Origin of the sequence: Pseudomonas sp. JDS28PS106 (assembly GCF_036706555.1) — a bacterium.
GTDB lineage: Bacteria > Pseudomonadota > Gammaproteobacteria > Pseudomonadales > Pseudomonadaceae > Aquipseudomonas.
On the sequence record NZ_JBAJGT010000004.1, the window covers coordinates 181,003 to 193,281 of the forward strand.

A 12,279-nucleotide genomic window follows, 5' to 3' on the forward strand; every position below is an offset into this window, starting at 1 on the left:
TTGCTGGCGATAAACGATAACGCGGTTGGTCTGATTCACCGCATCGTCTGGTCTTGCTGCCGCTGCGCGGCAGATCGCGGATGAATCCGCTCCTACACGGTTCGTGGGAGCCAGCTTGCTGTGGGCGGCAATCCGGCGATGAACGATGATGCGATCTGCCTGAAACACCGCGCGGTTCGGTCTTGCTGCCGCTGCGCGGCAGATCGCGGATGAATCCGCTCCTACGAACAGCACCGCCCCTGTAGGAGCGGCTTTAGCCGCGATGAACGATAACGCGGTCCACCTGAAACAACGCGCAGTTTGGTCTCGCTGGCAAGCCAGCTCCTACGTGGCTTGTGCTCTCTTCATGAAACCTCCCGACAAGCGGAACGAACCCCTCCAGCTGGGCGTCATAGCCACGCCCGGAGCGGGGTGCGGCGGCCTGCGATTAGTCATTTCAGGCTCATTCATGTTTAAATTGAACGCTCGTTCAATAAAACAGCTGGTTCGCTGCCCGCTCACAACAGGAGGCTGACCTTTGCCATATCCGCTTTTCGCAATGCCGTTTCTTGCCACAGAGGTGCACCGCCCATGAGTGCATCCAATGCTTCGTCCAGCGGCCTGGTGCGCATGAATGCACCGGTTTTCTACTTCGCCGCCAGCTTCATCCTGATCTTCGGCTGCATCGTGATCGCCTTCCCGCAAGCCAGCGGCGAATGGTTGCTGGCCGCGCAGAACTGGGCGGCCAACACGGTCGGCTGGTACTACATGCTGGTCATGACGCTGTATCTGGTCTTCGTAGTGGTCACCGCCTTGTCCGGCTACGGCAAGATCAAGCTGGGTGCCGACCACGACGAACCGGAGTTCAGCTATTTGTCCTGGGCCGGGATGCTGTTCGCCGCCGGCATCAGCATCACCTTGTTCTTTTTCTGCGTGTCCGAACCGCTGACCCATCTGTTGCAGCCTCCGCAGGGCGATGCCGGGACAGCCGCCGCAGCGCGTCAGGGCATGCAGCTGCTGTTTCTGCACTGGGGACTGCACGGCTGGGGCGTGTTTGCTTTCGTCGGCATGGCGCTGGCGTACTTCGCCTATCGCCATAACCTGCCATTGGCCCTGCGTTCCGCGCTTTACCCGTTGATCGGCAAACGTATCAACGGCCCGATCGGTTATGCGGTGGACGGGTTCGGCATCATCGCCACGATCTTCGGCCTGGGCGCGGACATGGGGTTCGGCGTGCTGCACCTCAATTCCGGGCTGGATTACCTGTTCGGCGTCGCCCACACCCAGTGGATTCAAGTGGGTCTGATCACGCTGATGATGGGCGCGGCGATCCTCGTGGCGGTCGCGGGCGTCGACAAGGGCGTGCGCGTCATGTCCGACATCAACATGCTGCTGGCCTGCGCGCTGCTGCTGTTCGTGCTCTTCGCCGGTCCGACCCAGCATCTGCTCAACACCCTGGTGCAGAACATCGGCGATTACCTGGGCGCTCTGCCGGTCAAGAGTTTCGACGTCTATGCCTATGACACTCCCAGCGGCTGGCTGGGCGGCTGGACCGTGTTCTACTGGGCCTGGTGGATTGCCTGGGCGCCGTTCGTAGGGCTGTTCATCGCGCGTATTTCGCGGGGCCGCACCATTCGCGAGTTCGTGTTTGGCGTACTGCTGATCCCGTTGGGCTTCACTCTGGCGTGGATGTCGATTTTCGGTAACAGCGCCATCGAGCAGGTGCTCAACCATGGCATGACCGCGCTGGGCGAATCGGCGCTCAACGATCCCTCGATGACGCTCTATCTGCTGCTGGAAACCTATCCGTGGAGCAAAACGGTCATCGCTGTCACGGTGTTCATCAGCTTCGTGTTCTTCGTCACTTCGGCAGACTCCGGAACGGTAGTGCTTTCGACCCTGTCCGCCAAGGGCGGCAACCCGGACGAAGACGGTCCGAAATGGCTGCGGGTCTTCTGGGGTGTCGCAACGGCATTGATCACCAGCGGTCTGTTGTTCTCGGGCAGCATCGACGCGCTGAAATCAGCGGTGGTGCTGACGTCGCTACCGTTCTCGCTGATTCTGCTGTTGATGATGTGGGGCCTGCACAAGGCGTTTTTCCTTGAATCCCAGCGGCAGATCGCCCAAGGGTACTCGCTCGCGCCGGCTTCCGGGGCGCGGCGCGGAGGCTGGCGTCAGCGCTTGAGCCAGGCGGTTCACTATCCGTCCCGTGACGAGGTTTACCGCTTCATGGACCAGACCGTGCGCCCGGCCATCGAAGAGGTTACCGCCGTATTCATGGAGAAGGGTCTGAGCGTCGAGACGCTGCCGGACCCGGCCCATGACTCGGTCAGCCTCGAAATCGGGCACGGCGAAGAGCGGCCTTTCATCTACCAGGTGCAGATGAAAGGCTTCTTCACCCCGTCGTTCGCTCGTGGCGGCATGGGCTCCAAGCAACTCAACAATCGCCGTTACTATCGGGCCGAGGTTCATCTGAGCGAAGGCAGCCAGGACTACGATCTGGTGGGCTACACCAAGGAACAGGTGATCAACGACGTGCTGGACCAGTACGAGCGCCATATGCAGTTCCTGCATCTGGTTCGCTAGCTCCGGAGACGCCGGCGCTCTGAATGCAAGAGCGCCGGCGTCAGGGCATCAAGCGCTTTCCCACCGTCGATCTGTTCTATCAGAACCGACTGATTCCCAAGCCAGTCGATATCCAGCAAGCCGTCTGGCATTGCCCATGGCCTCTGCCTGACGCTTGCCGCCAGGGTTCAATTCGACACGAGGCTTCAATGACTTATATCGCCGCTGAAAATCGTTACGACAACATGCCTTATCGCCGCACCGGCCGCAGCGGTCTGGTGCTTCCGGCCCTTTCGCTGGGGCTGTGGCACAACTTCGGTGACAGCACGCCCATCGACACTCAGCGCGCCATGCTGCGCACGGCTTTCGATCTGGGGATCAACCACTTCGACCTCGCTAACAACTACGGACCGCCCTACGGCAGCGCGGAGACCAACTTCGGGCGTTTGCTGAAAGAGGACTTCCGTGCGTATCGCGACGAGTTGATCATTTCCAGCAAGGCAGGCTGGGACATGTGGCCGGGCCCATACGGGCAGGGCGGCGGCTCGCGCAAATACGTGTTGGCAAGCCTCGATCAGAGCCTGCAACGCATGGGCCTCGATTATGTGGATATTTTCTATTCCCACCGTTTCGACCTGGACACCCCGCTGGAAGAAACCGCCAGTGCATTGGCGACCGCCGTGCAACAGGGCAAGGCGCTGTATATCGGCATCTCGTCCTATTCCGGCGCAAAGACCCGCGAAATAGCCGAGCTGCTCAAGGAGTGGAAAGTGCCTTTGCTGATCCATCAGCCGGCCTACAACATGCTCAATCGCTGGGTCGAGAAAGATCTGCTGGCCACGACGCAGGAGCTGGGTACCGGTGTGATCGCGTTCACGGCGCTGGCTCAGGGGCTGCTGTCCAACAAATACCTGAACGGCGTTCCCCAGGACGCACGGGTGAACCGGCCGGGTGGCGGGTCCTTGCAGGCCTCGCATTTATCCGAGCAGAACCTGGCGCACGTGCGCGCCCTCAACGAGATAGCCCAGCGCCGAGGGCAGAGCCTGGCCCAGATGGCGTTGGCATGGACCCTGCGCGACCCGCGAGTGACCTCGGCATTGATCGGCGCAAGCCGGCCGGAACAGATCGTGGAAAACGTTGGGGCCCTGCAGAATCTGGAATTCAGCGCCCAAGAGCTGACCGAGATCGACCGCTTCGCCGTGGAAGGCGGGATCAACCTGTGGGAGAGGCCTTCGCTGGCTGAGTAGTGCATCGGCCTTATCGCCAGCAAGCCGGACGCGCGCGTATGTAGGAGTGAGCTTGCTCGCGATCTGCCGCGCAGCGGCAGCAAAACGGACAACGCGGTGTATCAGTCAAACCGCATTATCGTTCATCGCCAGCAAGACGGATCGCCGCCCGCTTGCTCCTACGGGCGATCTGCCGCAAAACGGACGACGCTGTGTATCAGGTAAACCGCGTTATCGTTCATCGCGGCTGAAGCCGCTCCTACGGGCGATCTGCGGTGGGCTCAGCCTTCCTCCGCCTCGTCGTCTTCCCCGCCGTCCACCTTCATGCCCAGTTCCTTGATCTTGCGCGTCAGGGTATTACGCCCCCAGCCCAGCAGGACGGCGGCATCGCGGCGGCGGCCGGCGGTGTGCTTGAGGGCGGTCTCGATCATGATCCGCTCGAAGGTCGGCACCGCGCTGTCCAGCAGACTGGACTGGCCACGGGCCAGGGCCTGATCGGCCCACTGGCGCAATGCCTGTTCCCAGTTGGTGACCGGTGCGGCGTCCTGCGGCAGGCTCAGCAGTTCGGGCGGCAGGTCGCTGATATGCACTTCGCGACCGGATGCCATCACTGTGATCCAGCGGCAAGTGTTCTCCAGCTGGCGCACGTTGCCCGGCCAAGGCAGATGCTTGAGGTATTCCTCGGTCTCGGCCTTGAGCAGCTTGGGCTCCACCGCCAGCTCCTGCGCGGCGCGACTGAGGAAATGCCTGGCCAGCGTCGGGATGTCTTCGCGCCGGTCCGACAGCCGTGGAATATGGATGCGGATGACGTTCAGGCGGTGAAACAGGTCCTCGCGGAACTTGCCTGCCTGCACCAGGGTTTCCAGGTTCTGGTGCGTCGCCGCGATGATCCGCACATCGACCTTGACCGGGATGTGCCCGCCGACCCGGTAGAACTCACCATCGGCCAGCACCCTGAGCAGACGCGTCTGGGTGTCGGCCGGCATGTCGCCGATTTCGTCGAGGAACAGCGTGCCGCCGTCGGCCTGTTCGAAGCGGCCGCGACGCAGGTTTGCCGCGCCGGTGAACGCGCCTTTTTCGTGGCCGAACAGCTCCGACTCCATCAGGTCCTTGGGGATCGCCGCCATGTTCAGGGCGATGAAAGGCGAGGCCGAACGCGGGCTGTGGCGATGCAGGGCATGCGCGACCAGCTCCTTGCCGGTACCCGATTCGCCGTTGATCAGCACCGTGATGTTGGAGTGGCTCAGACGGCCGATGGCGCGAAACACTTCCTGCATCGCCGGCGCTTCACCGATGATTTCGGGCGTGCGGGTCAGCGTGGGCGCGACATCCAGACCTTGCTGCTCTTGAGCGTGCTGATTGGCGCGCTTGACCAGCGAAACGGCTTCGTCGACGTCGAATGGCTTGGGCAGGTACTCGAACGCGCCGCCCTGGTAGGACGCGACGGCGCTGTCGAGATCCGAATGAGCGGTCATGATGATCACCGGCAGACGCGGATGCTGTTCGCGAATGCGCGCCAGCAGGTCCAGGCCGCTGGCACCGGGCATGCGGATGTCGGAAATGATCACATCCGGCTGCTGACGAGCCAGGCGGCTCATCACCCCGTCAGCGCTGTCGAAGCTCTGCGTGGTCATGCCTTCCTGTTGCAGGGCCTTTTCCAGTACCCAGCGGATGGAACGATCGTCATCTACGATCCAGACAGTTTCACTACGGCTCATGTCGAAGCTGCTCCTTGTTCCAGCGGCAGGAAGATCGAGAAGGTGGTCAGGCCGGGATGGCTTTCGCACTCGATCAGACCCTGATGCTGACTGATGATGTTCTGGGTAATGGCGAGTCCCAGCCCTGTTCCGTCCGGGCGTCCGCTGACCATGGGGTAAAAAATGGTTTCCTGGAGTTCGGCCGGAATCCCTGGGCCGTTGTCGATGATTTCGATCTTGCTGACCAGCCGGTGACGCACATGGCCGATCGTGAACTGGCGCATGGCGCGTGTGCGTAACGTGATCCGGCCCATGCGCAGCTCGTTCTGGCCGCTGATGGCCTGCATGGCGTTGCGCACGATATTGAGCACGGCCTGAATCATCTGCTCGCGGTCGATCAGTACGTCCGGAATACTCGGGTCGTAATCGCGCACCAGAGTGATGCAGCCCTGGCTTTCTGCTTCCACGAGGCTCGACACACGTTCGAGGACCTCATGCACGTTGGTCATCGCCAGCGACGGCAGCTTGTTGGAGCCGAGCATGCGGTCCACCAGATTGCGCAGGCGGTCTGCCTCTTCGATGATGACGTTGGTGTAGTCGCGCAGACTTTCCTCGGGCAGTTCGCGGGCCAGCAACTGCGCCGCGCCACGGATCCCTCCCAATGGATTCTTGATCTCATGAGCCAGGCCACGCACCAGCATCTTGGTGGTTTCCTGCTTGGACAACTGCGCTTCTTCCTTGGTGATGCGCAGCAGACGATCGCGGGGATGAACCTCCAGCAAGAGGAAGGTCTGGCCCTTGTCGAGGATGGGCGTGACAGCGTAGTCGACGGTCAGCGTCTGGCCGGTCAGCGCCGTGAGCATGGCTTCGCGCTTGGTGAAAGGGTGAGCCTGCTCGACTGCCTGGCGAAGGGAATTGAGCGCTTCGGCGGACTCGGTGAACAATTCGCTGATGAACTGCCCGTGGCTGCGCTGGCCGCTAATGGCGAGCAGCATTTCAGCGGCCGGATTCATGTACTCAAGACGCAGGTCAGCGTTGAGCAGAATGGTGGCAGTGGTCAGGTTGTCCAGTAACAGTCGGTGCAGCGCGTCGCTGATAGTCATGAATCGTGTCGACCTCTCTTGGCACATCGCAGGTGCGCAGTGCAGGCGCTGGTGGGTCTTTCAAGGCGTCCAGGCCAGGCGTCCGGTGTCGCTCGACGGCAGGCCGTATCAAGGAGTTGCAAGAACCAAACCAAAGGCTCCGAAAAGAAGCGCTCTTGCGTTCGGAATCGGGATTTCCAGAATTCGCTGCCCGCATACGGCGCTTTTCCAGCCAGGCTGGTGAACCATTATGGGATGCCGTGATACGTCTTGGGGCTCATAGTGCACCAAGGTGGTGCTTGCTTTGAAGAGCCGCCGGTTCAGAAGAACGGCAGGATGCTGACTTCTTCTTCCGGCTTGTCCTTGAGCGGACATTCCAGCCGGACGCCATAATCCTCGGCCTTGCACGGACGCACGGCGCGTTTTTGCGCCAGCGTGACTCGCTGCAAATGGAAAGGCTGATTGGGGGTCTTTTCCACGACACGCCCCCAGGCATCGAAGATCTCCACTGACAGCTGATGCGTGCCCCGGTCGATGTTGTGCAGGGCAAACACCGGGCTCCGGCCCGGCTCTCCGATGGCCTGGCCGTCTAGCATCAGGCGATACAAATGACCCGCTTGCAAGGGCGGCTCACTGGTAACGGTGACCAAGACATCGCCGCTGGTGCTGCTGACCACCGAATCAGGCTCGGGGGTGAGAATCCTCAGCAACTGATAATGCGCCAAGGGCGGCGCGGCTGGCGCTGACTGGGGCTGGCGGGGTTGGGGGCTCCGCGCGGGCGGCGCGCCGCTCATGCTGTTGCTCGGCGCGATCTGCACTCGCTGGGCATGCTTGCGAGGCTGATCGGTGAAGACCCGATTGCCGTTGGCGTCGATATAGGTATACACATCCGCCGACGCCAGCAGGCTCCAGAGCGAGAGCGCGCACGCCAGCAGGCGCGCCTCAAGGCCGATTGACATGGACTCGCTGCACCGTGAGCGTGAGGGTCGGACTTTGCTGGATAACGCCATCGGCATCCCGCGCGACGACCGCGAAGCTGTGTTCGCCCCGGTCGATGTTCACTACCTGGAAGCGAGGGATGTTGGAAGGTGGTCCATAAGGCTCGCCATCTACCACTAGTTGCAGGAAATGCCCCGGTCTCAGGCGAGGCTCGATTTTTACTCCGACGGTAAACGTTCCGTTGTTTGCGCGCAGTGCTTCGTCGACGGGCAGGTCGGTGAGTTCGAGGGTGCTGTAGGCGGCCTGGGGTGGTTCGGCAGTATCCGCTTGCCGAGTCTGCGGGGCCTGAGAAGACGGAGCGGGGGGCTCGATGCTGTTAAGTGGCGGCAGCTCGACAGTCCGGGCCTTGATCCCGTCCGGCGGCTGATTGCTGTAGGCCGTATTGCCTTGAGCGTCCGTGTATTTATAGATCTCTGCGGCGACAGGCAGGCTGACCACCAGCAACAGGCAAACCAGGCTTCGATACATGCAATTCTCGAATCGAATGGTGCGAATGGGCATCAGCATAAATCACATCCGGTGCCGCGTCAGTTCGAGGCTTGAAACAGTAAAGCCCCCCGAAGGAGGCCTTTTGACTATGCCATGATGGCCGACGAACAACTGTAGGCCGCAACGCGTCAGTTTGAAGCGCCCTTGGGTGCACACAAACCGGCTGTCGCGAGGACAAGCGCCTGATCGTGAATCGGATCGATGCTGTGGCGCTTGAGGCCGGCGCTCAGAAGGCTGGCGCATTCAGGAGCGTTACGCAGCGGCTGAAAATTCGCGTAGGCCTGGAGAAGCTGGGTTTGTAGACGGTCGAGCGCCGGGCGAATGTCCCTGCTCAGGTCTTGCCGTGCTATTTCCGGCGCGTGACCGGCTGTGCGCCATTGTGCATGAAGAGCGTTCTGGACTCGTTTGTTGGCTTCGATCTGAGCGCGGAACAGTTGCTGAACGCTGTCCGCATCCAGTTTAAATTCAGCCGAGCGATTTCTGGCGCTCGCAATGACCTGCTGTTCACGCGGAATGTCTTCGATCGCTTGACCGCTGTCCCACTTGCTCAGTGCCACTTGGTCGGCAACCGCCAGACGTTCGCTGATGGCTTCCAGCAAAGGATCGAGCGGGGCCGGATTCGGCTTAGCGTGAGCGATGTTTCCTGTCAGGCATGCCAGGGCGAGAAGCGTATGGGTCAAAGACAAGCGCATGAAGGTCTCCAGGTCGAACTATCAATAGTTATCGCGGCCCTCTGAGGTCAGGCGGCACCGGGGCTATCATCCGGTTTCATCGCAATCAGCCCGATTGGCCGGGATCGCGAGATGCCGTCATGATGCCTTCTAAGGGTTTGCGATGGCGGTCATTATTTACCGTACTCCATCTTTTTTTGCCCGCAAACGAAAGAGGCCTCCCGAAGGAGGCCTCACTGACGTCAATGGATCTGACGCGACTGGATCAGCAGCTGTAGTACAGCTCGTATTCCAGTGGGTGTACGAAGGTACGTACCTTGATTTCTTCTTCGCTCTTGAGCTCGATGTAGGCATCGATGAAGTCGTCGCTGAATACGCCGCCCTTGGTCAGGAACGCACGGCCTTTGTCCAGCTCTTCCAGAGCTTCTTTCAGGCTGCCGCAAACCTGCGGGATTTCCTTCGCCTCTTCAGGCGGCAGGTCGTACAGGTTCTTGTCGGCTGCATCGCCAGGGTGGATCTTGTTCTGGATGCCGTCGAGGCCGGCCATCAGCAGTGCGGCGAATGCCAGGTACGGGTTGGCCGATGGATCCGGGAAGCGTGCTTCGATACGACGGCCGCGTGGGCTGGAGACGTAAGGAATACGGATCGACGCGGAGCGATTGCGAGCCGAGTAGGCCAGCATCACTGGAGCTTCGAAACCTGGGACCAGACGCTTGTAGGAGTTGGTCGACGGGTTGGTGAAGCCGTTCAGTGCCTTACCGTGCTTGATGATACCGCCGATGAAGTACAGAGCGGTGTCGGACAGGCCGGCATAGCCTTCGCCCGCGAAGGTGTTCTTGCCATCTTTGGCGATGGACATGTGGACGTGCATACCCGAACCGTTATCGCCATACAGTGGCTTGGGCATGAAGGTCGCGGTGCGGCCGTAAGCGTCGGCAACGTTGTGTACGCAGTACTTGAGGGTCTGAACTTCGTCAGCCTTCTTGACCAGGGTGTTGAACTTGACGCCGATTTCGTTCTGGCCGGCAGTCGCCACTTCGTGGTGGTGAACTTCGACGACCTGACCCATTTCTTCCAGAGCGTTGCACATTGCGGTGCGGATTTCGTGGTCATGGTCGAACGGCGGAACCGGGAAGTAGCCGCCTTTCACGCCTGGACGGTGGCCCTTGTTGCCGCCTTCCACGTCCTGGTCGGACATCCACGAGCCTTGCTCGGAGAAGATCTTGAACATGGAACCGGAGATGTCGGACTTGAACTTCACTTCGTCGAAGATGAAGAACTCAGGCTCGGGACCGGCGAAGACGGTGTCACCGATACCGGTCGACTTCAGGTATTCCTCGGCGCGGTGGGCGATGGCGCGCGGGTCGCGATCGTAGCCCTGCATGGTCGAAGGCTCGATGATGTCGCAGACCAGGATCAGGGTCGGCTCTTCGGTGAACGGATCGAGCACGGCGGTTTCGTCGTCCGGCAGCAGGATCATGTCGGAAGCTTCGATGCCTTTCCAGCCGGAGATGGAGGAACCGTCGAACATTTTGCCAACTTCGAAGAAGTCGTCTTCCAGCGCATCGCGTGCTGGCATGGTCACGTGGTGCTGAGTACCTTTGGTGTCCGTGAAGCGCAGATCAATCCATTTAACGTCATGATCTTTGATGAGTTGAACCGACTTCGACATAGTGTCCTCCGGGTGGCTAAGAGCCGAATTCTAGTGATCGACTCTCGAAAATGTGGTGATGCCGGCGCAGATACTCTGCCAAGGCTACCTGCCTCACAAGGGAGCAATTTGCATGCCAGTGCCCCGAGATGGGCGCGATGCCTCAAAGACAAGCATTTACGGGGGCAGTGGGCTGCATTCGACAATAAGTGCGCACCTTAATGGCGCCTTGATTCACACCAGTGACTCATTATGGTGCATCGATGACCGGCCGTACGATAACTGGTTAAACCTTGAGCAATTTCCGCTATAATCCGCGCCCCCTCTTTTCCGGCCGGCATTCAACGCACCGTTTCCATGAAGCTAATCGTCAAGGTTTTCCCAGAAATCACCATCAAAAGCCCACCGGTCCGCAAGAAATTCATCCGGCAACTGGGCAAGAACATCCGTACCGTTCTGCGTGAACTGGACGCGGATATCGTCGTGGGTGGCGTCTGGGACAATCTGGAAGTCGAAACGCAGTCGACCGATCCGAAGATCCTGCACGGCATCACCGAGCGCCTGAGCTGCATGCCGGGCATCGCCAACTTCCTGCAGGTGGCCGAATACCCCTTGGGCGACATGGACGACATCGTTGCCCGCTGCAAGGCGCATTACGGCGACCTGCTGCCCGGCAAGATGTTCTCGGTCCGCTGCAAGCGCGCCGGTCGCCATCCGTTCAGTTCGATGGACGTGGAAAAATACGTCGGCAGCCAGTTGCGTCAGCAGTGCGGCGCCGCCGGTATCGAGCTGCGCAAGCCGGAAATCGTGGTGCGCATGGAAATCCGCGATCAGCGCCTGTTCGTCATCCACGATCAGCACAAGGGCCTGGGCGGCTACCCGCTGGGGTCGCTGGAACAGACGCTGGTCCTGATGTCCGGTGGTTTCGACTCCACCGTGGCGGCCTATCAGATCATGCGCCGCGGACTGATGGCGCACTTCTGCTTCTTCAACCTGGGCGGCCGCGCCCATGAGCTAGGCGTGATGGAAGTCGCGCATTTCATCTGGAAGAAGTACGGCAGCTCTCATCGAGTGCTGTTCGTCAGCGTGCCTTTCGAGGAAGTTCTCGGAGAAATCCTGGAAAAAGTCGATAACAGTCATATGGGTGTAGTTTTGAAGCGTATGATGTTACGCGCTGCATCCGCTGTCGCCGAACGTCTGGAAATGGACGTGCTGGTCACCGGCGAAGCGATTTCACAGGTTTCCAGCCAGACGCTGCCGAACCTGTCGCTGATCGACTCGGCCACCGACAAGCTGGTCCTGCGACCTTTGATCGCAAGCCACAAACAGGACATCGTCGACCTGGCAAACGAGATCGGCACCGCCGACTTCGCCCGGCACATGCCCGAGTACTGCGGGGTGATTTCGGTCAACCCCAAGACCCATGCCAAGCGCAACCGCGTCGAGTATGAAGAGCAACAGTTCGACATGGCGATCCTCGAGCGGGCACTGGAGCGCGCGAAGCTGGTTCCGATCGATCGGGTCATCGACGATCTGAGCCGCAGCGTCGAGATCGAAGAGGTCAGTCAGGCGCTGGCCGGTCAGGTCATCATCGACATCCGTCATCCGGATGCCCAGGAAGACCAGCCCTTGCAAGTGTCGGGTATCGAGATACAGACCGTGCCGTTCTATGCATTGAACAGCCGTTTCAAGGAACTGGATAACACGCGCCAGTACCTGTTGTATTGCGACAAAGGCGTCATGAGCCGCCTGCATGCTCATCATTTGCTCAGTGAGGGGCATGCCAATGTGCGCGTATATCGACCGAGCTAAGTGCCCGGGGCTGTTTGCCTGTGGCCTGCGTCACCGGCCCCCCGACACCAGTCGCCAAGCCGTAACGGCTTTTGCCGACTCTTAACTGTTAAATGGCTGTCTGTTTTC

The 12,279-nt window shown here is 60.4% G+C and carries 9 protein-coding genes; 3 read left to right on the top strand and 6 right to left on the bottom strand.

The window, feature by feature from the left end; translation table 11 throughout:
* Positions 1-609 precede the first annotated feature (609 nt).
* Both betT and mgrA read left to right on the top strand, forming a co-directional pair.
* Positions 610-2,565, top strand: coding sequence for a choline transporter BetT (gene betT / locus TRP66_RS08160; protein WP_333401333.1), 1,956 nt, complete (start codon positions 610-612; stop codon positions 2,563-2,565).
* Between the two features lie 188 nt (positions 2,566-2,753).
* Complete coding sequence (gene mgrA / locus TRP66_RS08165) at positions 2,754-3,791, top strand: L-glyceraldehyde 3-phosphate reductase (RefSeq protein ID WP_333401334.1); 1,038 nt, start codon at positions 2,754-2,756, stop codon at positions 3,789-3,791.
* A gap of 260 nt (positions 3,792-4,051) precedes the next feature.
* Here mgrA and ntrC read toward each other — a convergent pair whose 3' ends face one another.
* The 6 genes from ntrC to glnA form a co-directional block, all read right to left on the bottom strand.
* A complete protein-coding gene (gene ntrC, locus TRP66_RS08170; RefSeq protein ID WP_333401003.1) occupies positions 4,052-5,488 on the bottom strand; it encodes a nitrogen regulation protein NR(I) in 1,437 nt (478 codons plus the stop codon).
* Positions 5,485-6,570 carry a nitrogen regulation protein NR(II) gene (gene glnL / locus TRP66_RS08175; RefSeq protein WP_333401004.1) on the bottom strand — a complete coding sequence of 362 codons (1,086 nt, stop codon included), beginning with the start codon at positions 6,568-6,570 and terminating at the stop codon, positions 5,485-5,487. Before glnL ends, ntrC begins: the two co-directional genes overlap by 4 nt.
* 299 nt (positions 6,571-6,869) lie before the next feature.
* The gene (locus TRP66_RS08180) at positions 6,870-7,508 is read right to left on the bottom strand and encodes a DUF4124 domain-containing protein (protein ID WP_333401005.1); all 639 of its coding nucleotides are present in this window, start codon (positions 7,506-7,508) and stop codon (positions 6,870-6,872) included.
* Positions 7,492-8,016, bottom strand: a complete 525-nt coding sequence (locus TRP66_RS08185) for a DUF4124 domain-containing protein (RefSeq protein WP_333401006.1) — start codon at positions 8,014-8,016, stop codon at positions 7,492-7,494. Before TRP66_RS08185 ends, TRP66_RS08180 begins: the two co-directional genes overlap by 17 nt.
* A 149-nt stretch (positions 8,017-8,165) precedes the next feature.
* Positions 8,166-8,729, bottom strand: coding sequence for a chorismate mutase (locus tag TRP66_RS08190; protein WP_333401007.1), 564 nt, complete (start codon positions 8,727-8,729; stop codon positions 8,166-8,168).
* Positions 8,730-8,973: 244 nt separating this feature from the next.
* Positions 8,974-10,380, bottom strand: coding sequence for a glutamate--ammonia ligase (glnA, locus tag TRP66_RS08195; protein ID WP_333401008.1), 1,407 nt, complete (start codon positions 10,378-10,380; stop codon positions 8,974-8,976).
* Between the two features lie 336 nt (positions 10,381-10,716).
* On the opposite strand from glnA, the gene thiI reads away from it, so the two are divergent.
* Positions 10,717-12,171 (top strand): tRNA uracil 4-sulfurtransferase ThiI, encoded by a 1,455-nt coding sequence (gene thiI, locus TRP66_RS08200; protein WP_333401009.1) that lies wholly within the window; start codon positions 10,717-10,719, stop codon positions 12,169-12,171.
* Positions 12,172-12,279 lie beyond the last annotated feature (108 nt).

What these genes read in the sequence shown, in the direction of transcription:
- betT (WP_333401333.1), top strand. Translation starts at nt 610, where the DNA reads ATGAATGCACCGGTTTTCTACTTCGCCGCCAGCTTCATCCTGATCTTC.
- mgrA (WP_333401334.1), top strand. Translation starts at nt 2,754, where the DNA reads ATGACTTATATCGCCGCTGAAAATCGTTACGACAACATGCCTTATCGC.
- ntrC (WP_333401003.1), bottom strand. Translation starts at nt 5,488, where the DNA reads ATGAGCCGTAGTGAAACTGTCTGGATCGTAGATGACGATCGTTCCATC.
- glnL (WP_333401004.1), bottom strand. Translation starts at nt 6,570, where the DNA reads ATGACTATCAGCGACGCGCTGCACCGACTGTTACTGGACAACCTGACC.
- TRP66_RS08180 (WP_333401005.1), bottom strand. Translation starts at nt 7,508, where the DNA reads ATGTCAATCGGCCTTGAGGCGCGCCTGCTGGCGTGCGCGCTCTCGCTC.
- TRP66_RS08185 (WP_333401006.1), bottom strand. Translation starts at nt 8,016, where the DNA reads ATGTATCGAAGCCTGGTTTGCCTGTTGCTGGTGGTCAGCCTGCCTGTC.
- TRP66_RS08190 (WP_333401007.1), bottom strand. Translation starts at nt 8,729, where the DNA reads ATGCGCTTGTCTTTGACCCATACGCTTCTCGCCCTGGCATGCCTGACA.
- glnA (WP_333401008.1), bottom strand. Translation starts at nt 10,380, where the DNA reads ATGTCGAAGTCGGTTCAACTCATCAAAGATCATGACGTTAAATGGATT.
- thiI (WP_333401009.1), top strand. Translation starts at nt 10,717, where the DNA reads ATGAAGCTAATCGTCAAGGTTTTCCCAGAAATCACCATCAAAAGCCCA.